General features: G+C 32.2%; 22 protein-coding genes and 3 pseudogenes. 3 read left to right on the top strand and 22 right to left on the bottom strand.

The window, feature by feature from the left end; translation table 11 throughout:
- Positions 1-170: 170 nt before the first annotated feature.
- The 3 genes from AC2CGR_RS08230 to AC2CGR_RS08220 all read right to left on the bottom strand — a co-directional run bounded on the left by AC2CGR_RS08230 (position 171) and on the right by AC2CGR_RS08220 (position 3,092).
- Complete coding sequence (locus tag AC2CGR_RS08230; RefSeq protein WP_270185136.1) at positions 171-1,022, bottom strand: Cof-type HAD-IIB family hydrolase; 852 nt, start codon at positions 1,020-1,022, stop codon at positions 171-173.
- A gap of 163 nt (positions 1,023-1,185) precedes the next feature.
- Complete coding sequence (locus AC2CGR_RS08225; protein ID WP_087967815.1) at positions 1,186-1,764, bottom strand: cysteine dioxygenase family protein; 579 nt, start codon at positions 1,762-1,764, stop codon at positions 1,186-1,188.
- Between the two features lie 113 nt (positions 1,765-1,877).
- Positions 1,878-3,092 (bottom strand): cytochrome P450, encoded by a 1,215-nt coding sequence (locus tag AC2CGR_RS08220; protein ID WP_484480728.1) that lies wholly within the window; start codon positions 3,090-3,092, stop codon positions 1,878-1,880.
- Between the two features lie 140 nt (positions 3,093-3,232).
- Between AC2CGR_RS08220 and AC2CGR_RS08215 the strand changes: the two genes are divergently transcribed.
- A complete protein-coding gene (locus AC2CGR_RS08215; protein ID WP_087953594.1) occupies positions 3,233-3,730 on the top strand; it encodes a PadR family transcriptional regulator in 498 nt (165 codons plus the stop codon).
- Between the two features lie 101 nt (positions 3,731-3,831).
- Here the strand turns inward: AC2CGR_RS08215 and AC2CGR_RS08210 are convergent, their stop codons facing one another.
- From AC2CGR_RS08210 to AC2CGR_RS08185, 6 genes are all read right to left on the bottom strand, one after another.
- A complete protein-coding gene (locus AC2CGR_RS08210; protein WP_000046091.1) occupies positions 3,832-3,987 on the bottom strand; it encodes a DUF1540 domain-containing protein in 156 nt (51 codons plus the stop codon).
- A gap of 70 nt (positions 3,988-4,057) precedes the next feature.
- On the bottom strand, positions 4,058-4,690 hold the full coding sequence (locus AC2CGR_RS08205; RefSeq protein ID WP_270185137.1) for a Vat family streptogramin A O-acetyltransferase: 633 nt from the start codon (positions 4,688-4,690) through the stop codon (positions 4,058-4,060).
- The gene (locus AC2CGR_RS08200) at positions 4,680-5,963 is read right to left on the bottom strand and encodes an MFS transporter (protein ID WP_087967824.1); all 1,284 of its coding nucleotides are present in this window, start codon (positions 5,961-5,963) and stop codon (positions 4,680-4,682) included. The genes AC2CGR_RS08205 and AC2CGR_RS08200 overlap by 11 nt, the downstream gene beginning before the upstream one ends.
- 268 nt (positions 5,964-6,231) lie before the next feature.
- Positions 6,232-7,467 carry a cytochrome P450 family protein gene (locus tag AC2CGR_RS08195; protein WP_484480727.1) on the bottom strand — a complete coding sequence of 412 codons (1,236 nt, stop codon included), beginning with the start codon at positions 7,465-7,467 and terminating at the stop codon, positions 6,232-6,234.
- A 160-nt stretch (positions 7,468-7,627) separates the two neighbouring features.
- Positions 7,628-8,032 carry a hypothetical protein gene (locus AC2CGR_RS08190; protein ID WP_087967829.1) on the bottom strand — a complete coding sequence of 135 codons (405 nt, stop codon included), beginning with the start codon at positions 8,030-8,032 and terminating at the stop codon, positions 7,628-7,630.
- 145 nt (positions 8,033-8,177) lie between these two features.
- Positions 8,178-9,200: a DUF1835 domain-containing protein gene (locus AC2CGR_RS08185; protein ID WP_270185138.1), complete on the bottom strand. Its 1,023-nt coding sequence runs from the start codon at positions 9,198-9,200 to the stop codon at positions 8,178-8,180.
- Positions 9,201-9,476: 276 nt separating this feature from the next.
- Here AC2CGR_RS08185 and AC2CGR_RS08180 point away from each other — a divergent pair, with 276 nt between their 5' ends.
- On the top strand, positions 9,477-9,689 hold the full coding sequence (locus AC2CGR_RS08180) for a hypothetical protein (RefSeq protein ID WP_087965142.1): 213 nt from the start codon (positions 9,477-9,479) through the stop codon (positions 9,687-9,689).
- A 287-nt stretch (positions 9,690-9,976) separates the two neighbouring features.
- Here the strand turns inward: AC2CGR_RS08180 and AC2CGR_RS08175 are convergent, their stop codons facing one another.
- The 12 genes and pseudogenes from AC2CGR_RS08175 to AC2CGR_RS08120 form a co-directional block, all read right to left on the bottom strand.
- A complete protein-coding gene (locus AC2CGR_RS08175; protein WP_000878362.1) occupies positions 9,977-10,180 on the bottom strand; it encodes a hypothetical protein in 204 nt (67 codons plus the stop codon).
- A 140-nt stretch (positions 10,181-10,320) separates the two neighbouring features.
- Entirely contained in the window at positions 10,321-10,737 is a 417-nt protein-coding gene (locus tag AC2CGR_RS08170; RefSeq protein ID WP_087965143.1) for a DUF3995 domain-containing protein, read from the bottom strand.
- A 278-nt stretch (positions 10,738-11,015) separates the two neighbouring features.
- Positions 11,016-11,789, bottom strand: coding sequence for a DUF3959 family protein (locus tag AC2CGR_RS08165; protein WP_484480726.1), 774 nt, complete (start codon positions 11,787-11,789; stop codon positions 11,016-11,018).
- A gap of 208 nt (positions 11,790-11,997) precedes the next feature.
- Entirely contained in the window at positions 11,998-14,385 is a 2,388-nt protein-coding gene (locus tag AC2CGR_RS08160) for an RNaseH domain-containing protein (RefSeq protein ID WP_484480725.1), read from the bottom strand.
- Positions 14,386-14,694: 309 nt separating this feature from the next.
- Positions 14,695-15,189 (bottom strand): annotated as a pseudogene (locus tag AC2CGR_RS08155) (hypothetical protein).
- Positions 15,131-15,279: pseudogene (locus AC2CGR_RS08150) on the bottom strand (FtsK/SpoIIIE domain-containing protein); the annotation flags it as partial. The pseudogenes AC2CGR_RS08155 and AC2CGR_RS08150, both read right to left, overlap by 59 nt.
- 590 nt (positions 15,280-15,869) lie before the next feature.
- Positions 15,870-16,367, bottom strand: coding sequence for a hypothetical protein (locus tag AC2CGR_RS08145; RefSeq protein WP_086389443.1), 498 nt, complete (start codon positions 16,365-16,367; stop codon positions 15,870-15,872).
- 283 nt (positions 16,368-16,650) lie between these two features.
- Entirely contained in the window at positions 16,651-17,247 is a 597-nt protein-coding gene (locus tag AC2CGR_RS08140; protein WP_484480724.1) for a hypothetical protein, read from the bottom strand.
- A gap of 150 nt (positions 17,248-17,397) precedes the next feature.
- Positions 17,398-17,895 carry a BclA C-terminal domain-containing protein gene (locus AC2CGR_RS08135; RefSeq protein ID WP_270185181.1) on the bottom strand — a complete coding sequence of 166 codons (498 nt, stop codon included), beginning with the start codon at positions 17,893-17,895 and terminating at the stop codon, positions 17,398-17,400.
- A gap of 511 nt (positions 17,896-18,406) precedes the next feature.
- Positions 18,407-18,769, bottom strand: a complete 363-nt coding sequence (locus AC2CGR_RS08130; protein ID WP_087965150.1) for a hypothetical protein — start codon at positions 18,767-18,769, stop codon at positions 18,407-18,409.
- A 20-nt stretch (positions 18,770-18,789) separates the two neighbouring features.
- The gene (locus AC2CGR_RS08125) at positions 18,790-19,590 is read right to left on the bottom strand and encodes a C1 family peptidase (protein ID WP_087965152.1); all 801 of its coding nucleotides are present in this window, start codon (positions 19,588-19,590) and stop codon (positions 18,790-18,792) included.
- Positions 19,591-19,989: 399 nt separating this feature from the next.
- A pseudogene (locus AC2CGR_RS08120) lies at positions 19,990-20,064 on the bottom strand (DUF3983 domain-containing protein); the annotation flags it as partial.
- A gap of 143 nt (positions 20,065-20,207) precedes the next feature.
- Between AC2CGR_RS08120 and AC2CGR_RS08115 the strand changes: the two are divergent.
- Complete coding sequence (locus AC2CGR_RS08115) at positions 20,208-20,423, top strand: spore germination protein (protein ID WP_060630982.1); 216 nt, start codon at positions 20,208-20,210, stop codon at positions 20,421-20,423.
- Positions 20,424-21,579: 1,156 nt separating this feature from the next.
- On the opposite strand, the gene AC2CGR_RS08110 is transcribed toward AC2CGR_RS08115, so the two are convergent.
- Positions 21,580-21,825, bottom strand: coding sequence for a DUF3947 family protein (locus AC2CGR_RS08110; protein ID WP_060630981.1), 246 nt, complete (start codon positions 21,823-21,825; stop codon positions 21,580-21,582).
- Positions 21,826-22,341 lie beyond the last annotated feature (516 nt).

Raw genomic sequence — 22,341 nt, 5'->3', positions numbered from 1 at the left:
ATTTATTCCAATATATTCTATATAATATAATGTAATAAGGCTTCTATGAATCTCATAGAATACCTTACCCCTAATAAAAAGAAAAAAAGAATCTAAATAGATTCTTTTTTTCTTTTTATCCCACTTTAATGGGCAGTAAGCCCCCCCACTGATTAAAGTTTCACTTTATATTACATTACATATTTATATAAAGCATGTGCAACACCGTGTTCTTCATTAGTCAATGTTTCGTATTGACACATCGCTTTTATTTCTTCAACTGCATTTCCCATTGCAATTGATAGATTTGCTTTTTCCATCATAGATACATCGTTTAGCCCATCACCTATCGCTACAGTATTTTCAACTGGAATATTCAGATGTTCTGCTAAGGTATATAGTCCATTTCCTTTTTGAGCGTCTCGATGATTAATCTCTAAATTATGCCAATAGGAAGATGTAATTGCTAAATCAGTATTATGAAGAAACGCTTCTTTTAACTTTTTTAATTTTTCCATGTCATAAGAAAATGGTAAAAGCTTATGCACATGTATGTCTGTTTCTACAATTGGTTTACAACTTTCTGCACTAAGAAATGCTGTATGTTCAAGGTATAATGCTGCAATCGTTTCTAACTCTTTCAAATCGATATTTTCATTTGAATTTTTCACATAATCGATTTCATTACGTACACTCTCTACTCCATATTCCGGTACGTACACACCTTTATCAGTATAAAGCTGATAATATAAACCATTCTCTTCAAGATATTCTACAATCTTGAGTGCCTGCATATTTTGAATTGGATATCTCTTCATCATTTTTTTATCTTTATATATAAGCGCTCCGTTTTCAGCAATAATTGGACACTCTAAATTAACTTCTAATAATAATCGTTCAATATCGACGATAGAACGACCTGTACAAATTGCTACAACATGGCCAGCTTCCTGACATTTTCGAATTGCTTCTGCATTCTCTTTACTAATCATTTTGTTCCCCGAAAGAAGAGTTCCATCTAAATCAATTGCGATTAATTTCATTATTTCTTCACCACTTTCTATATATACACGAGCTCATATTAAATGAAAGGTATCGTTTTCATACCGACCTCGTAAAGTACTCCTTATTTATAATTTATGAAAAGCGTTTCAGGTCAAGAAATAATTATAAATAAAATCCAAAGCAAGAGCTTTGGATTTTAAACTATGAATTATAACAAATATATTTTGTCTCACACGTGTATACATTCTTTTCTTTAGTTGGGACATATACTTTAAACTTTTCTAAACGTTTTCCGTAAACATGAATAGTGACAACGCTTTCATTTTTGGCTATTTCAAGGATATGACAATCAGCTGGTGGAATGACTTTATCTGTTTCTCCTTCTCCCAAATAAAGATTTCCTGTATGAGTTAAATAAACAAGTGAATTTTCAAGCTGCTTAGTTTGTATAAAGTTCTGCACCATTATTCTTCCTGTAAATACGCCTTCTACTCCCCATGTGCCATCATGGTCATGTAAAGGAGTCGATTGTCCATCTTTCCATACAAGAGCTAGTACTTCAAAACGATTTAAAGGATCTTCATATAATAAGTGTCGTGCATATTGAGCCGAATTCGCCTTCTGTTTTTCTAACGGAAGCCATGTTTTCTTTTCTAAAAGTTCTTCTAATAATTTTTCAATTCCAAAAACAATTTGATTTTCTAACAAATTACTATTTATTAAATCTGTTACAGCTTTAATAAATGTTTGGAACGTCTTACTTCCATTACACGTTAACATAAGCATCCTCCTATACTCTTATTCACACACTTCCATACTAAATAACCCACTAAAATTTTACAATTGAGAAATAAAAAAACAAGGTACAATAAATCTGTACCTTGCCGAACAGCTTATTGAGTTTTTAAGCAGATAGGTAAGAATTTCAAATTTTGTTCATTCTCCAATATACATTTTTCTAAATTGAAAGATGAAGACAACTCTATTTTTTCAAAAGCATTTATAAATGTTTTTAATGCAATCTCAGCTTCTAATCGTGCAAGTGGTGCGCCTAAGCAAAAGTGAGCACCTTTACCAAAGGTTAAATGCTTTTCATTTCCGATTCGGTGTAAATTAAATTTAGAGGCTTGTGCAAACTTTTTCTCATCTAAGTTTGCTGCACTTACCCACGCAACAATCATTTGATCCTTTTTCATAAGAGGTCCAAATATATTTGTATCCTCTGTAATCCTCCTAGCTAATGTAACTGGAAAGCGATAGCGTAATACTTCCTCAATAGCTTTTGAAATTAATGTAGGTTCTTTCCTTAATTCTTTATATGTTCCAGCTGAATCCACTAAGAAACAATAAAAACTATTAATAATTAAATTTGTAGTTGTTTCATTGCCAGCCGCTAATAGTCCTAAAGAAAAAGTAACAATTTCTTCATCGGTTAACCGTTCTCCTTCATATTCAGCTCGTATTAAATCTGAAATAATATCGTCGGTTAAATGGAATCTCTTTTCTTGAACGATTGGTAGAAGATATGCTTTAAATTCATTTAATGCTATCCCCTTTTCTACATCCAGATCATTAAACTTTTCTTTACTATACGGCATAAATAAAATATCAGACCATTCTTTAATTTTTTTACGATCTGTTGTGGGTACGCCTAATAAATCAGAAATAACGGTAACAGGTAAAGGTGCAGCGAACTGTTCAACAATATTAACTTCACTACATTTTTCAAGTTGCTGTACAAGTTCATCTGCTATAGCCTGTATTCGAGGTTTCCATTGTTCTAAACTTCTTGGAGTAAATGCTTTAGAAACGATAGAACGTACATTGCGATGTTCTGGTGGATCAGTAGAGTTTATATTTATTCTAGTTTCTAAAGGAGGGATTGAGAATTGTCTTCGCTCCCTTCTACTTGAAAACAGGCGATAGTCTGATAAAACACGATTTACGTCCTCATACAAAAATACATTCCAAACATCTTGCTCTTCATCATAATGTACTGGGTGATTATCCCTCATAAATTGATACCACTCATACGGATTCCACAATTCCTCTTTCGTTTTCAGCTTTGAAATTTCATGAACTAAAATCACATTTTCAGGCGAAGCCATAGTCCTTTCCTCCCTTTTCTTTTACAATAAAAGTGATAGGTCGGTAATTCAAAGTTGTATAATCTAACATATGTTATTTTAACATATACTAAAGGGGATTTTTCGTAGGAGAACTTGAGAAATAAATAAGGGGGATTTTTATGTATGTTGATATTTTATTGCTCGCAGAATTGACGTCAGGGCCAAAATATGGGTATGAAATAAAGAAAAATATCCAAAATCGGTTAGGAGAGAATTTTGAATTAAATCATAATATGCTTTATCCTTCTCTTCGACGTTTTGAGAATATGGGGGCTATAACGAAAAAAGTACATACACAAGTCGGTAAGCCAAACCGAAATATGTACGACATAACTGAAACAGGAGAAGAGATCTTTTCTGAAATGTTGCGCGAGTTTCCCGAAAAACTCGCGACAAACAATATTGAATTTCTTGTTCGTATCGCGCTATTTGAAAAACTTGATTATGAAGAGAGAAAAGAAGTTTTAACAATACGCCAAGACATACTACATAAACAACTTACTGCTATTCAATCTCTTGATGCTAACTCATTTTTTATTACAGAAGTCATTGACTTCAGTAAATCACGTATCGAACATGAATTGCTTTGGATTACATCACTTATGAAGAAAATATGAAAAAATAAAAGAAAAGTTAAAAACAATGAATGAAAATGAGATTTATTATCAATACTATAATTAATAAAAGGGCAACCACGATTTGGCTACCCTTCAAAAATTTATACTTCCGGATCGAAAGTTTTGCAATCTGTTTCTTCCGTAGTCGATGCTTGTTTTCCTTTATGACTTACTACATAAATTGCGTCTGCGCTACATTTATTGCCGTTAGCCCAAAATTTACAGTTGTTTACTTCACATAAAACGTCTTGTGCCATAGTATCACACCTCCTTGTTCTATTATCATTAACAAGATTCGGAGGTATGATACTCTTTGTTATGCATTTTTTATTCCCTTTTTAGCTTTCTTAATGGCTCTATATCCCCTTGTACAATAGTATCTATATTTCCAGTTATTTTTTCAATATCAAAATGCCACCATTGAATTTGCAATAATTCCTCTATTATTGTATTTGTAAATCGGTCCTTTATTTTATTTGCAGGGTTTCCGCCAACAATTGTATATGGTGCGACGTCTCTAGTCACAACAGATTTAGCTGCTATGATTGCACCATCCCCTATTTTTATTCCGGGCATAATGGTTGCATCCATACCAATCCAAACGTCATTTCCTATAACTGTATCTCCTTTGTATGGTAAATCAGTCAAACTAGGTGTATACTTCTCCCACCCATTTCCAAATATATTAAATGGATATGCCGAAAATCCATCCATCCGATGATTCGCTCCGTTCATAATAAAGGTAACTCCATTTGCAATACAACAAAACTTTCCAATAATAAGGTGATCTCCAAGAAATTCATAATGATGTAATACTCGATCTTCAAATGTTTCTCCATCTTTCGCATCATAATATGAATAGTCTCCAACATGTATATTAGCTTTCGTTATTGTATTTTTTATAAAGTGAACATTTTTATTTCCTTCAATAGGGTATTTAACATTTGGATTAGGATTCATGTTGCACAGCACTTCCTTTACTATTCATTTCACTTTCTACCGCTATAACTGGCTTTAAATTGTATATAGGTAAAATAAATAATAATCCAATTATAAATAGGAAAGCTGTGCCCTCATACATCATACTGAGTGAAAACATTTCTTTTAATGAACCAGCTATACTCATTGTTACTACCATTGAACCAGTGAATAAGGGACTTAAAATGCCATTAACACGACCAATAAAATCTGTATCGCTATTTTGAATAATAAGCGTATTAATACCTATTTGGATACATGGAAGAGCTAACCCACTAAAAAGTTGTGCTGTGAGTGTTACCCATAAATTTGTGGAATAACCTATAATACCGATGCCGATTGCCTGACCGAGCATACCGATAATTAACATTTTTTGTGGCGCAACGTTTTTTGCAAATACCATCGCTAAAGCACCGCCAACAATCATTCCTGCACCATTTACTGTTAGTAACCACTGTAGACTCTCTTTTGACAACCCTAACTGCTCAGTCACGATAAATATACCCAATGGCTGAATCAATCCTATACCTAGTCCTGCAGCCATAAAACAAAGCCCTAGCAAAGTTAATGCCTTTTTCTTTTTCACATATTTAATACCATCAAGCATTTCCTGTAATAGAGTGATTTCTTTCTTCTCATTATCATTCTCACGATCTTTCGGAAGAAATAACAACACAGCTGCCGCAAGTAAAAAAGCGATACCTGTAATAATAATTGAAATATAAATTCCAAAACTATGAAAAATAAATGTTCCAAGAATTGGTCCTAACACCATAAATATCGCAAATATTGTTTGATAAATAGACATCGCTAATTGGATTTGTTCTGCCGATAAATGCTGTTTAAATAATTTCATTCCAGATGGTTGAGAAAACTGCGAAAGGATTGCAGAAATAAGCGTTACAAAAAATACGATTTTCCACGTTCCAAACATTAGAGTAATTAATACAGCAAATACTGAAATAGAACTTAACGTTTCACACCATATCATCGTCTTCTTCGGCTTCCACCTATCAGCAAACGTTCCACCAATAAAGGAAAAGATGAAAATTGGAGCAAACTCCGCAACTGAAATCATCGAAATAGCAAAAGCATCACCTTTTGTCATTTCCATTACATATAGTAATACGGCAAAGTTCCGAACCCATATTCCAATTTGTAAAAATAGTGCTGATGCTAGAATTCCTTGTACAAACCGGTTTTTTAATACTTGTGATACCCCATTATTTTGTTTCGTTTCTACATTTGTCGACATAAAAAAGCCTCCTATTTCATGTTCTGAACAGGAGGCAGCACAAATCATATGAAAAGACTATATTTTTCGCAAAGCGAAATACATCCCTTTTCTATAAATGTACAGACTAATCCTATTCAGAAGAATATTTCGTTTTTTAACGAAGATCTCTTACAAATAGAATTAGTTGATCATTGGGATGTTTTCACCCTTCCGTTTCGAATTTAAATAACACATACATACTCTATGTAAATCATTTTCTATGTATGCATGTCTTACAATAAATATTCTAGAATGTTAATGGTAATTCCTCTAAAGAACGCATTAAATAATTACCTTGCCATTTGATTTCTTCTCGATTCCCTTTTATTTGTAGTTTAGGCATTCGATTAAATAACGTAGTAATAGCAATTTTTGCTTCCAACCTAGCAAGCGGTGCTCCTAGGCAGAAATGACTACCATGTCCAAAGGCAATGTGACGGTTGTTCTCCCGTGTAATATCAAATATTTCTGGATTTTCAAATACTGTTTCATCACGGTTCGCTGAAGCCAATGCGATAATAACCATATCTCCTTTCTGTATTGTTTGATGGTGAATTTGAAAAGGTTCCGCTGCCCATCTTGCAGTTGTAACCTCAACTGGAGAATAGTAACGCAATCCTTCCTCAATAGCCGAATCAATTAGTTTTGGATTATCTTTCAATGATTGTAATTGATTTGGATTTTCAAGAAGTGCTAATACCGTATTTGTAATTAAATTCACTGTCGTCTCATGTCCTGCGACAATTAATAGCATTATCATTGAATATAGTTCCCGAGCGCTAAGTTTATGCCCTTCACTCTCTGCAAGTATTAAAGCACTCACCAAGTCTTCTTTTGGCTCTTTTCTTTTCATATCAACTAAATATTGAAGATATGTAATAAACTCAGATAGTTGTTTTTCGGTCTCTTTTATTTCTTCAGGTGTTTCTGGTGACGCAATAACAGCATGAGACCAAATTCTAAATTTCGCTTGATCTTCTTTTGGAATACTGAGCATCTCACTTATTACAATAATTGGTAATGGAAATGAATAATCATCTACAAGATTTAATGTACCTTTTCGCTCTATATCACTTATCAAATCATCTGCTATTCTCTGAATTCTTCCGTCTAATTGTGCAATCATCTTCGGTGTAAAAGCTTTTTGAACTAAAGATCGTAAACGACTGTGGTTAGGTGGATCTGAATTTAGCATATGTGTTGTTAAGTGGTCACTATTATCAACGGAAAGATACATGTTCTTTGTATCTTGAGAAAACACATTTGTCCAATCTTTTTTTAAACGATTATCTTTTAAAAGTGGCAGAGCATCTTCATATCTAGTAATGAGCCATTCTTTACCGATTTCAACTTGGTTTACAAATAATATAGGTTGTTTTTTTCGCGATTCTTTATAAATTTCATACGCATCTTCTTTAAATTGAGCTGAAGCTAAATTAATGCCATCCTCTATTTTTAGTCCAACTTTGTTTTTCATTGACATTGTATTCCCTCACTCTCATTTGTTTTTGAAAACCAACCCAACATATGCATTATACTCTAATAAAAACGTGAAAATTGTAAATTTTTAATCAAAATCTTACTTCATATATTGAAAAATAAAAAAGTGAGGGAGTAAAATCTTTCTACTCTCTCACTTTTCTTTATGCGAAGCACATAAAATTACTAATTTGTTGATAATGATAACTTACTTTACGACGACGACCACCTTGCCAAGTGTAACCTGATACTCCATTTCTTCTCACTTCAGTCGGAAAGAACCATAAGTCTCTTCCGAAAGGTCCTGAACGATGCAAACGTAAATAGCCCCATCTTCCTAGACAGTTACACATCCATGATTTCATATTACCAGCTTGTGCAGGTGAAGCAAATGTGGATGGTAACGATGGCGCTTGGGACGGTGGTGGTGACGTTGGAGCATCTTCCGCATCATCTGGTCTATAATCTTCTTGTTCCATATCTCTCACTTCATTTGTAGATTCATATCCGTAGTTTTGTGGATTATAATACATCGCTGGATCATATGGATAATTTTGTTGGTTATACATATTAACAAATCACCTTCTTTTCATTCATTACCTTTACCATTCATATGTGATATGCCCTCTTTGGGAAACTTATGTATAGCCCAAATTCAACTTAAAAAGCTCGTATTATTAAAAATACGAGCCTTTCAAAAATAGAATGTGTTTATTATTTCCTTAACTTCACACTATAAAAACGCATTTCATCTAACGAACCTTCAAATTCAAATACTTCTTGTTTAATTAATTGTTTCAAGCGATATTCTAAGAAAGTATCTCCAACCAATTGTTCCACAAGACCAAGTGCTTCACCAATTACTCTAGGAGCTTTGAGGAACTCTCGATCAGCACCCACACTTTTCGCGCATTCAATTATAAATTGATCAAAATAATCTTCCTGTACAGAATACACTTCATTTTCTTTCCACACTCTTAAACATTCTATGCTTTCCGATAATCTATTCCACTCATGTTCAAACTTCATGCGCTTCTCTTCGGTTAAATAAGGCAACTTTATAAAACTTTTTTGGAATAGAGCTAAACTTTCAGGTGGTAATTCTCCCGTTCCACGAATATCATACTCTTGTTTTAATATTTCTCTGCTTGCTTCAGACGTATTAATAACCCGAATGTTTTTCTTATCCTTTAATTGTGCCATTACAAAACTTAAGCCTACATGTTCATGTGCGTTATCTGCCTTCCAAATGGTAATTGGTGTTTCATTCGGAATTGAATGTAGAACTTCTACAGTTTCCTTAAATCTTCGTAAATACTCATCTTCAAAATAATTATCATAAGAGGTTAAGTTATTTACTAACCACTCTTTTCTTGCTAACTGACCTTCATTTGTATGTAATTGATGTATTAGCCCAATTGAAAAGAATTCAGAGAATGAAACCACACTCTCCTCGAGTAACCCTTCCTGTTTCAACATATATTTTAAACAACCGGCTGTTGATTCATCAAAAGCGATATGAATGTGTATACTTTCACTTATGTTCTTTTCCTGAGTTGTATTACTCGTTAGTTGCCTAGGAATATCCATCAAATTTTTAATTGAATCTTCACTATAATTTTCTTCTAATAAATTTAATTGAATTAGAATGCTTTGAAGTAAATGTTTTGCTTCGTCTTCGTACATATCATCAACAACGTTTTTAATTTTATCTATCACGTAAATCCCTCTATTCATTTCAAAATAACGTAGATTATAGTGTATCATTTTACTGTCGTTCTTTAAAAGCTTTTTAGTCAAATCATTTCTTACACTGATTTATGCAGCTATCTAAGTTTTTAATAAAACTTTTCTCCATCTCCTTCTCAAGCTATAGACCTAAAATATTTTTTGCTTTCCTGTTATCAATCACACAAAATCACAATAGTTGCTAAATAAATTTTAAATACTTTGTAAATCTTTTTATTTAAATGTATAATTATATAGAAAATAAAAACTATGGGAGCAATATTAATGGAGAAAGTACTTACTAATTATAAATATTATTTAAAAAATTGGAGATTTATATTTATTTGTATATTACCTGCTGTCGCTTTATTGTATACACTTGATGTTATCTTTGAACTACTGTTTCACCAAAATTTCTATTTGTCTAATTTAATTATTGCTGTCATTTTATTCTTAATTTTTATTAACATAAAAGATAAATTTAAAATCAAAGGTTAAAGAAAAATATAATTGAAATGAAACCGTTGTATAGCTACATTTTTCATAAAAAATAAGGGCACCCTGCTATTGGATGCCCTAAAGTGATTAGAGGTTTTTTCTGAGTATTAAGTAGGACACGAGGTCTTGTCCTACTAGATAATATATGCTTGTACTTATTTTATTGTGCATCTATGACATATCAAATGCATACGTATTGCTAAAAATTTTGCTCATATATTTATTGTACAATTATCATATATATAAATAAAAAAACATCCCTATGGATGTTTTTTATTTACCGATTTTTATGCTTCCATAAACTTAGCCGGTACACCAATTTTTTCAACTACAGAAGATATATTAGTAGGATTAATCATTACATTTTCAATACTAACTAATTTATTTTCTAATAGTCCATTCTCTGTTGTAATAAGTTCTTCAAATCGATCTAGAGTCATCGAGAATTTGTGTTCACTTCCGCCATTCATACATACTTTTACATACTTCATAGTGTCACCCGCCTTTCATAATAATCTATATTTCGATAAGAAGACGCTTACATCCTTTTTATATACTACTAGATTTCTAACTTCTAGTCCTTGTTAATTCACGTTTATTTATTTTGGAGAAAGTAACTACTATTTTATGTTCACGTTATAATTGCTAGAAAGAATGATAAAGATAAAAATGCACAAAGTGGTATATATAAAACAGTATCCATTCTTGCAAATTGCGTATCCTTTTTTCGTTTAAAGATACCAAAATAATGAAACTCACCAATTACTCTTATAAAAAACACAATCATACAAACCCAGGTTCCTAATTGAACAAATAAATTAGGAACTGCGAAATGAATAATATTTACTTGTTGTAATAAAATCATAGCTGCCATACTTAATAATAATGCAATGAACAAAGTCATTCCTGTACCTGGTATAAACGCCTTTTCTCCAGCTTTAGTTGGAATAACACTATTTGTAGCCCACTTACCTCCGAAAGCCCAATAAACATGTAAAAAGCTAACTAAAAATAATATACAGACAGAAATATATGTAATAATAAGCATTTTGTCCTCCCATTATTTTATTTAAGTCCTTAACTTTAGGGTATGCTATAAAGTGAAACTTTAATCAGTGGGGGTTTTCTTCATCACCTATTGATTATTAGTTGAACCAATCGGACTTTTACGGGCAGCCCGACCCCCACCTAACTTCTTTGCTTTCCCTGAATTTTGCGGTGGGGGTCTTACTGCCCATAAAAGTGGGATAAATTTCTCATTAGCAATCTATATGTAATTACAAAAAAGCCTTCAATGATAAATCATTAAAGGCTTACTAAAATTTCTTATGCATTATACCTATTTCTACGACGTTCCATCCTTGTTTGTCCTTGAACAGTACCTTCTTTATATTGATGTATTTGCTCTTTCATTTCATATGTTGCAGCTGGAGCCGATTCTTCGTAATTATGCTCACGTATTTTTTCTGGCGTTTTTCGTTTTGATACTTTTCCACCAAACTTAAATAATTTCATCCTAAATTTAGGTAATCTTGGAAGTGGAATCTTAAAGGATAATTTTTTGCGTTTCTTTTTTTGGTTAAATAGATTTATATTTTCTTTATTATTATCTTTCTCTCTGCGGTGAATTAACATCGCAAGTAATCCACCTAATATAAGTCCACCAACTAAAAGCATGATATATTTGAAATTGCTTGTCATTAAGCTAGACATACGTTCAAGTATGACTAACGACTGTACTTCTTTCATATCCCAAAGTAAAGCGGCCCATAATGCGAATAAACCGAAAGTAAGCCCATATGTACGAAAACGAAATAAACATGGGATTAAAGCGATACAAGCGGCAATTTTCGCATTCGCTATTATTGAACTAGTTGAAATATCTTGATGCCAAATGACTAACAAAAGTGTAATAAATGGCGCATACGCTATCCAGCTGCATATACGTGAATATATTTTTTTCGCAAAATAACTACCGAAACTAGTAAAAAATAAAAGGCCTCCAATATATAAAGATTGTTCTAGTGGGATTTGCTTTAAAATTCCTGCAACTGGAAAGAGGCCGCTCAATAGCATTAATAGCACATCTAATTTCTTCACAATTCCTCATTCCTTTCAAATTTCTTTTGAGTCAATTCATATTGCTTTTCCACATGGTGTAGTTTTTCATTTCTAAAAAACATCTTAATCCTGTATGGAAATAAAGTAAATATGTAAAAGAGAAGATACATGACAAAAGATATCCTTATTTACATGAAAAAATGACAAATCCTGACCTATATAATGAACAGGATTTGTCTATTATTATTTAAATTAGAATAATTGAATCTTTCTTTTCTATTTTTATAATATCTACATCCAATTCATCATCAAACTCTTTAAACTCTCTTGCATCTATATCCGTCATATAGCTCTTTATTACTTTCGCCATATGCATGGAATATGGCATGTGTATATTCTTTTCCAAAAGCATACTTGAATTACAGCTCATGTAATGTACCATTTTGGCAATATAGTTCCTTTCAACAACTTTTACACCTAGCGGTAATATTTCAAGTATGTATCGCTGCAATGTTTCACTACCATTAATCGAATACTCACCAGTGCTATAATACATTCCTTTTTGATCTATATATAAACCCGTACTATCCAGTACGTCACCACATTCTATCGTACCGTATTTTGGTACATCAAAAGATGTATTTATTCTTACAGCATTTAAGTTTGGAACTTTTAGCACATTTGGAACAATATCAGGGAAAGTATCTATATCAATTTCTCTATTTTGTAACTCTTTTATCCAATGTTTTCTTACATTCGCATCTATAATGAAGTATACTTGCTCATTTTGCTCTTTTGCATGTTGTAAAATTTCCGTTAATGTTTCAGAAACAAATTGTTTAAATTGAATCCCCATATCATTTCTTTTTGAAGGCTGCGGTAAAAAGGTATTATGTTTATTAATATTTAATAATAAACGATCAATCGTTTGCCACTCTGTATTCCCATATAATTTATATGAAATTTCTTTTCCTTTTATTTGTGAAAAAATAGGTAAGAAATCAAATTTCGAGATTCGTTCAATTGATAAATTAACATATGTACAAGGTAAATTTATCTTATTCCAACTACGTTTTAAAAATCCTTTTTGTTCTAATAAACTCAAAATACCATTTATAATAGTTTTACGAGATACACTTTGGCCTATAAATAAATTAATAAATGCTGAAATACGGTTTGTTCTTGCAAATCCTTCTCTAACAATTTGCTTTGGATCAATTTTTTCACGTCCATCACAATTTTTCATTGCAATTAACGCCAATGTCGCATCATTGCGCTCACCTGCAGTAGCATAAACCGCTTTCATAACATCCTCTACTAAATTCGTTTTATACTTCTGGCAATATTGCATTTTATATGGATTTTGCAATACCTTTTCCATATTACATCTTACTATTTTTAACAATACTGGAGAATCTGCATGTAATACATATGATGACTCACTGATTTGAGCTAACACCATTTCACTTTCAAACATTGCTTGTTCTACTTCCAGCGATATTTTTTCAGACCATATTTCTAGCGTTATAGTCTCTAATCCTTTTGGAGCAAGTAAAGGGAATAATTCGGTTTCATTATTTGTTTCTAGTTTCTTACATTCTGGTATTAATGTAAAATAAGCGAATTTTTGCTGAAACGCTTTAAATAGATACTCTCTTTCCTTTACTTTTATACCTGGTTTTATTTTAGTACCTTGAACTTTATATATTCTCTCATTGTATGGAAGCAACACCCTAAGATTTGTCCCTAGCATATAATCTTTCGGATATTGAAGAATGTGTTCTAATTCAACTTCTCCACCTATATGAAAATTATCTTTTAAATTTCTAAATATTTTAATCCACTTTATACCGTTTGTAGCTTGTTGTACTTTTAGTTTTACAAACCGTAATTTTTTATTATTCAATGCAAATCCCGGAGTAGAAATTAATATCATACCCCGTTTTCGTCTTAACAGCAAAGGAATGTCTGGATGGTTATATTCTTGATAAAACCTCCGAATTCCTATTGAAACATTTAATAATGGAATGTTCTCCCCTCCGCGCGTTATATATTCGAACCGAAATACATAGGCGAAATAGTCTTGTGTTTTTTCATCTTTAATAGGCTCTGACATCGCCTCACAAATATTTTGTGATCTAAGAGGAGAAAAATATATATCTTCTTCGTTTATATTTTCTAATTGTACAGGACGTTCACAAAAAATATGTGAAATTAAAGCGGGCACCCACTTAGAATATATTTCTTTATCATGTAGTACTGTTAAATTAGCAATCAAATCGTAATGCCATTCATATTTTGGCGATTCTATTAATTTATTAGGTTTCCAATCATGAATAATCTCATACCAACTTTGAAAAATATAATCGAGTTGTTCTTTTCTAATAGGTTCTTTACATACAATCCATGGTGTATTTTCATTTAATACATATGGATTATGCTGAATAAATAATATATCAGAAAACATATCATATAATCTTTCATTTAATCGTTTCAACTTACTCGTTAATAAAAATGTCTTATAATGTATCTCTACAATATCGAGCCATTCAATAGGAAAATATATAAATGATACGTTTTCGTTTAAAAGAGGTTCTACTATATTTTCAAATGTTAACAGTCTTAGTTTGTCCATAAAATGATTACTTCCTTTCTTTATTTGTCTTGATCGTTAAAAAACTAGAAAAACTAGCACTTACTCTAATCCATTTAAATCAAGTATTTAAAAGAAAAGTAAAAAACATTTCTCCGCATCATATATTATTGAAACGGCTCATTTAAAAATAAAAAGTAATTATCATATACAGCCTCCTTAAAAATTATATTTCAATACATTCAGATTATATAATATAAATAACGTAATGTATTTATCATTTACAATAACTTTACAATAAAACTAAAAAAGAACACCTTAAGTCGGTGCTCTTCTTACAAATATCAACCATTATGTAATTGAACATATTGATAACATGAATCCTCCAAAAGAAATTGCTCCTAGTAAACCTCATCCAAATCCTGTAAAAAAAAATACAATCAGCAAGAAAAATGGAAGACTGCGATAACGGAACAAATGACCTACTTGTATTCGATCCATATTGTTTTATTTTCTCATAATTCATATCTAACATGAAATGTAGACATCTTACACCATCCTCATGCGAACGATCTACCTCAACTACATGAAGTATACTTTCTTCATCACAAAAATTCACATCAGGAACTATTTCTCATTCTCTTTGTTCAAATAATATACGTATTCCTTACCTTGCACCGTCTTACTCACGTATGATTTTAAATCTCCCATAATACGGTTTGCATTTCAGATACCGCCCATATCATGCATATTCATCAAATGTCTTCTCGTTGCAAACTGAGGCATTCTAATCTTCGCAAGTATCGCCATCTGACGGTTGATTTTTATGTGGCTCTGGATGTTCATGTTTTTCCACCTCATATTCTTTTAGATGTTCCCACATGACTTGTCATCGATATACGGCACTTGCAATACATTGAAGTGTTTCTTCATATGGTAACTTACTAAAAGTAATTTGATGTTTATTATTTAATCTCTGTAGCTCCTATTTATAACTTTCAGTCTGTTTATTTAATATTGATTTGTATTCTTCTGATTGCTTAGTTAATATATGAGAAAGTGCTATTTTAAAAAGATACCCAACAATTCCTGTAATCGTTGCATTACCTAATGTGAATATCCCTAAACTTCCAATCCACTTTAATCCTTCTTCAATCCAAGATCAATTCATTTGTCACACTCCACCATTATTATTTTACATATTCAATGATAACTTATATTACTTATTATATTATTAGTTACCCATATCTTATATTTTGTGTAACTGAGCCACCCGCTGAATCTCTTGCTATCATTGACTTAATTAAACTTTCTTTTTTGAGTTATGCAGTACGAAATTTATGAGTAACTGTATACGGATACCATCAGCATTTTGGTAAAAAAACACGCTAGGCAAAAATACAATAAGCTGCCCCTATGGACAGCTCATTTACATAAATATCGAAAGCGAGAGTTAAATTAGAATTGTTTCGTCCCTACATGGCGAACCAGCACCCACACCAAAAAACAAGTGAAATCATAGCTAGTTAAACTATAAAATCTCCATAATGAAATGTTAAAGATGGGTCTGCAGCAATAAGACCAGCATTCGTGGGTGAGGTAAGCCCTACTCCACCAATCACTTCAATTTCAAGTTTCCCACGTAATGGACGATCATCACCTATTAAATAATCGCCAGTAGAATTAACATGAAAAACTGCATTTTGATAATTGGTAATATCAACTTCTAGCCGAAGTATATTCTTTGGAAGTATGGTAGTAGGACCAATACCATTAGGGAATGGCTCTTCTTTAAGAGTATTTAAATAGGGAAGTGTTATACCAGGTATGCTAAATTGTGGTATTTCACTAAATTCAATAGCAATATTAGCCTCTAACGGTTTATTTGTAGGATTTTTGATAAGAATTATAAGTCGATTATTTGATCCTCCACTGGGAGCATCAAAAGGAACTAAAAATGGACCGGTTGTAATTGTATGTTTTCTACAATAATGGCTTGAACTACTTGATTTGTGATACGACATAAAATCACCTCCTATCAAAATAAAATATTTTCTGTATATCTTATTAAAATCCAACTACAGATGTACAGGCGATTTTAGTAGGAAGAGCGTAATTACAGAGCGATTACGCTCTGTAAATTTCTTTATCATGAAGGTTTAGAAGCCTTTGATAAATAACAGTACTCACTGAAGATGAAGCGGGTAGCTTGGCGAAAAAAACATTTTAAAACTACAATACTCAAAAAAACAAGGGGAACAAAAAAGACATTTTCTTAAATTGAAAATGTCTTTTTTAATTAATTAATTAATAAAACAATTTTGGGTCTGTATCTGTATTTTGAACCGTTTCCTCACTAATTTCAGTACTTGTAGTACAGCTTGTCGAAAACAAAATTGGTATACCGCAAATCGTATCTTTCATTACATCACGAAAAACTTTTGCAGCGACTTCTGTGAATGCTTGACATAAATTGGAAATATCATCATTAAAAAACTGAATTACTTTCGCAGCAAAAACTGGAAAAACAACATTAGATCCACCTGGGAACTGCGGCTGTACAACAACTTGTTCAAAATACAAGTTGTTTTCTAAAGCTACTTGAAAAAGGTGTGCAATTTCAAAAGCGTCTAAAGGACAAGGAATCGGATTTACAATTCCATCCCCAATAACACTAACAACAATAGTAACATTTACATTGCCAAATTGCACTGTAGGTTTAAGAAGTGTAGCTAATGCAATCGCTTTTTCAAAATCCGTAGTTTGTACTAAAATAATAAAATTTCCATCAGTCGGTATTAGCGGACCTACTGTTACAGTTGGATCAGCTCCGATTGAATTTCTGAGTTCGTTAAAATATGTGATCCATGGTGGCGAAAGTCGAGGTTGTACATGCTCGTCCATTCTTTTTCACCCCCTTATGCAGTTTTCAATACTATAATATGAGAAAAATCTAATAATGTATTAGACATATTTATTATTTTTCACAATCACTTTTATAAAGAGCATCTTCATTATTTTAGAAAAACGGTTTTTAAAATCTTTTTTAAAATTTTAACTCAATTTTTTAATACTTAGTGCTGCGCCACTTTCAACAAAATCACAAAGAGCTAGAGAAAATCCATCAAGACTTGTATTTCTTAATGAAAAAGTTGAGTTAGCTGGTATTCTTAAAATAGCTGTTCCTGAAAATTGGTCACATGCTTCTCCAGTGGTAGTTATTGCTCCAAAAAATGTTTGGAAATTAGGAACTGGCGCCCCGTTTAGGATAGCAGTTACTTGTTGTTCTGAACTTACACCTGTTATATCATGGGTTGTAATTACATAGTTAATTTCATAATCACCAGCTACTGGAATGAATACCGTAGTAGGAGAAAGTAAAACAATTCCTCCCGCGGCAGCTTCACTTTGGTTGTTAAATGGGATGTCTTGTCCATTAGGTATCGTAACAAATGTATTTTGCCAGAAGTTTCGATACGCTGGTGAAAATGGGGGAACAGCAGGGGAAAATCTATTACAGCATCCCTTAGGTCTTGAAAAATATGAGTTCAAAATAATTCACCACCTTTTTTGAAATTGATTATAATTATTTATATTCAAATCTATTAACTTAGCTTGAATATTTGTCCAATAAAACTTACCATGCATATTTTATACATATGAGCTTAACATAACGTCTCAACATCGATAGCAATAAACCAAGGGAATCCATACTCCCAGAAGGATTCCCCTTGTTTATTTTCTATAACCCTTTCATCTTTATATACATTCTTATCCTGACATAGGTTTTAGAGTACTTGTTTGTTTCTGTATTAGCTGAAAACTGTATAGAATTTTGTATACACTTAGCAATGATTAGATTTTAAACCTAGTCATTGCTTTTTCCATTCACGTAACTGATCCTTTAACACCTTCATTTCCCTATCTCCCTTTTCAAAATAAAAAGGACACCTATTCCAAAAACAGCTTTAATGGCCGTTTTAATAAATTGGTGTCCTCTAGTTTTCTAGCCGGACTATATTCTATTTACTTTCACTTTAAAATACCAGCTTGTACAAAGATATTACTCATACCTTTTTCCGTTGTAGATAACAAAACCTACTGGATGGTGGGTAAAATGTAAAACTGGATCACCAGGATTTCCAATTGAAGGATATGTATGATTTTTATCAATATAGACTCCCTGTAATTCAATTGGATTACCTGATTCTAGACCACTAATTGGCTCTCCCAAACCCTCGTTATCCCCGTAACGAATAGCACAGAATAGCTCATCTGGAATCGTTGATGCCTCTACACCACTTGCATGTATAACTGATATATTATTAATTAATAGATGATAATGCATTACACCCTTTATTTCTACATCTTTTTCACGCTCTTTTATACTACCTGTAACATGTATAACGTGTTTTTCAATTTCCATACTTCCACTCCCTTTTCTAATTAACGACCTGTCCACATATCTTGCACAATTCCATTTTTAAATAATTCATATGGAAAATAACAATATCCTTTATCTCCCCAGCCTTTTCCCCAGCTGTTGCGAATAATAACCGTTTGCTTATCATCATCATATCCAACAGCACAAACAGCATGTCCTGCTTGGTGACCATCTTCAATAATTACATCATCTGTTCCTGACACTGGAACTATACCAGTCTTTTTAACTTCATCTGACATAAAAGATTCCGGTACAGCAAATCCAAGTACAACAACTAATCCATGAGCAAGTGCAGCCTTTAATCTCGATAAGTCTTGAATACGATAATAGGCCCCAATTTTATATAGCGTAGCATCTGATTCAGCCTTCGAAGATGGCTTATCTCTAAAATCCTCAGTATAAGGAAAATCCTTTTCAGGACATACCCCAATGTTTTTAAGAACATCCATACCATCGCGAACATTCGCTCCGCTATCTTCCTGAATATGACCTTCTATTTCCCGCTCATGATAATATAAAAACAAACGAGATAAGCAAGTAAATGGACGACCTGATTGTAATAATAGGTATTCTCGTAACCCTGAAACAATTGCATTCGCCGTACAAGAGCCTAACTTCAATTGATCTACTACATCTGACATCTTAGAACGAAGATCGACTTGCGTTGGCAAATCTGCCTCATTACTAAACAAGTAACTCCGAAACATTTTGTCTCTTAAATCAACAGGGTCTTTTCTTACATTAAGGTACTTTACAATATCTTTGTTACTGTTAAAACTGAAATTTGATTCATTTGAGCTCATTGCAAAAATCCATCCTTTCTTTATATCTAGATAATTCATTTCTTTTCTATACTTAACTTAAAAATTAAAATTATACCTTTTTAATTTTAATTTCATTTGCATTCAATACATCCGAATGTTTAATTATTTATCTTTTTAGTTATCAATTTATCTCACAACTACTTAAACTCTATGTCTTTTTTTCTTCCTTGTTTGATTCGATTGCTTTTTCCACTCACGTAATTGGTCTTTTAGTGCCTTCATATTTCCCCACCCCCTTTTTCAAAATAAAAAGGACACCTATTCCTAAAACAGCTTTAATTGCTGCTTTAATGAATTGGTGTCCTCTAGTTTTCTAGCCGGACTATATTCTATTTACTTTCACTTTAAAATACCAGCTTGTACAAAAATGTTTCTTCAAGCTTTATTGACTTGATACTTCTCCACCTCTTTTGCACGACGATTATTTACTTTTCTTTTCTTCAAAGGTTTCATTCTGCTAACCTCACTTTCTATTAAAAGGATTATTTTATTAAATTCCCAAAAAATATCTCTTCAAAATTTCTAACTCAAATGAACCACTAGATGTATACACCATATACTAATTTAAATACTTCTTAGGAAAGAAGGTAAAAATCATGCCATCTGTTGTTGGAAATATGGTTGTACAAAATAGTAACGGTTCTTTCAACTTAGGTGATTTCTATAACGTTTCTCCAAAAGAAAATACAAAAGCTTATAATGGGTCAGGTTCATCAAATGTTGCTTTTGTTCTCAATACATTTAACGGCGTTAGTGCAACAAATACATTCGATTCTGATGTTGCAGACCAAAGCCAAGTTGGAACAGCCTAAATTTATTCATTTCCTTATCCCCCCTGAATAAAACTTAATATTCTGTCAATCATACAGATAACCCATTTCGAACCATATTCCATTACCTGAGCAGTTAACTTTTACTAACTGCTCTTTTTATGTTTCACACGAATAAAATTCTAAATTTCACCCATACTATATAGGACTTTAAAAAGTCAGCTTTAAATTCTTCCCACTCTAGCTCTCTTGGTCGAGGGTCGAGCAGTTAGTTCTTGCTAGCTGCTCTTTTATTGAATAAATTTCTAAAAATTGTTAACCATATAAGTACACCAAGGTTGAATACGAATGACCATTGTGTTCTTCTTATTCACCAGGGCAGTTAGCTTTTGCTAGCTGCTCTTTTGTATTAAATCTAAAATGAAATTTTGTTCTTATTTCCTTTTCACATCATATATTTCTAACCTAGACGTTCCGCTTAAAGAGTTACCTCCTTTCTTAAAGAGCACTTATGCATGGTGCTTTTTTTATTTTCCTTATGTCTACAAAATGAAGTTTTTATATAAATTTTTCTCAATATCTATGTACTGGAAGTTAATCCCCTTTCATGGAAACTTATTGGTAATCCCATAAAATTCTATTGTTCCATTAAAAAGGACCCGCACCCCTAATCGGGTCCTTTTTAATGATTTCTACTAAAATAGCGTTTTTGTTGAAAATGATGCCCTCATTCACTTGGACACATTTACCAGTTTTTTTACCAAAAAATTCATGATATGGTTAATTAGTCGAGTACGTCATTACTTGGCAATTACCCTTAGAACCCCCGCGGACAATCGGGGTTTCTTTTTATCACTATATGGTTGTCAAAATAATCAGTTGAGCGTTAAAATACCATAGATTTTCCTTAGGGAGCTTTCATGTAATTAAACAAGAGTTTAAAAGTTCTCGAATCTTAGCCCCTTGGAGCGCCCTTCAAGGGGGTGAACCAATTAAAATAATGATTTTATTACAGCCTGCACATAAACCCCAAACATACTTAAAGTATAATGCGCTACTCTTTTTCAATATAAATCTTTGTCATGGAGCGCTTTTAAAAGCGCTCTTTTTATTTAAATCTACTTTATTATTTTTATTACTATAAAAAATATATAGTTTCATATGAAATCAATAAAAAGAATATTCTATTCTGTATAATCTACATTGGGTAATACGATTGTGCTGGATAATAAGATTGTACAGAGTAATATGATTGTGCTGGGTAATAAGGCTGTAAAGAATAATATGATTGTGCTGGGGTATAACTTTGTTGCGCGTGCTGTGGTTGCAGCGCTTGTTGTTGTGCTTGTATAGCCTGATGAACCGCTTGAATAGTACTTTGTGCAGGCCCCGATCCTCCTAAAGGGCGCATTTGCGTTTTATTATAAAAAAGATCAAAAAACATCCTATATTCACCTCATCCTGTAAATATTTTGTTTTCCATCTTTTATACTATGAATATTTAATTACAATGGATAATACATGACGCTTTTCACCTTATAATTTTTGAATCTCTTTCTATTCAAATAACGATTTTGTTTTACTTTTGCTAGTCATCCTGCCCCATATAAATGCACCTTTTTTTACGTATCATATTAAAATCTAAATTATCCTCTTTTAGGAAGGCACTAATATGAACAAGACATTAAAATACATTTAAATCTTCTTTTGTACGGTGTTTTATATTGTAATTCTGGGTTGTATTGTCTATCTAAATTTTGTTTTAAGAGTATTTTATTTCTCCAGGCAAGAAATCAATCTAAGATCGAACATAAGCATTTGTAATTAGGCATAAGGAGTGCTCTACAAGGCACTCTTTAGCTTTAAAATAAGGATTTTGTTAAAGAACTGAATAAAATTCAATATTCTGCTAATACTGCTCGATTTTAATTTTTGTTACATAAACTTGATATTTTTGTCC

The sequence above is a fragment of the Bacillus sp. LSHTCR4 genome (genome assembly GCF_057197025.1).
Note: the sequence above shows the minus strand (reverse complement) of the source record. Positions and strands in the feature narration are given on the sequence as shown.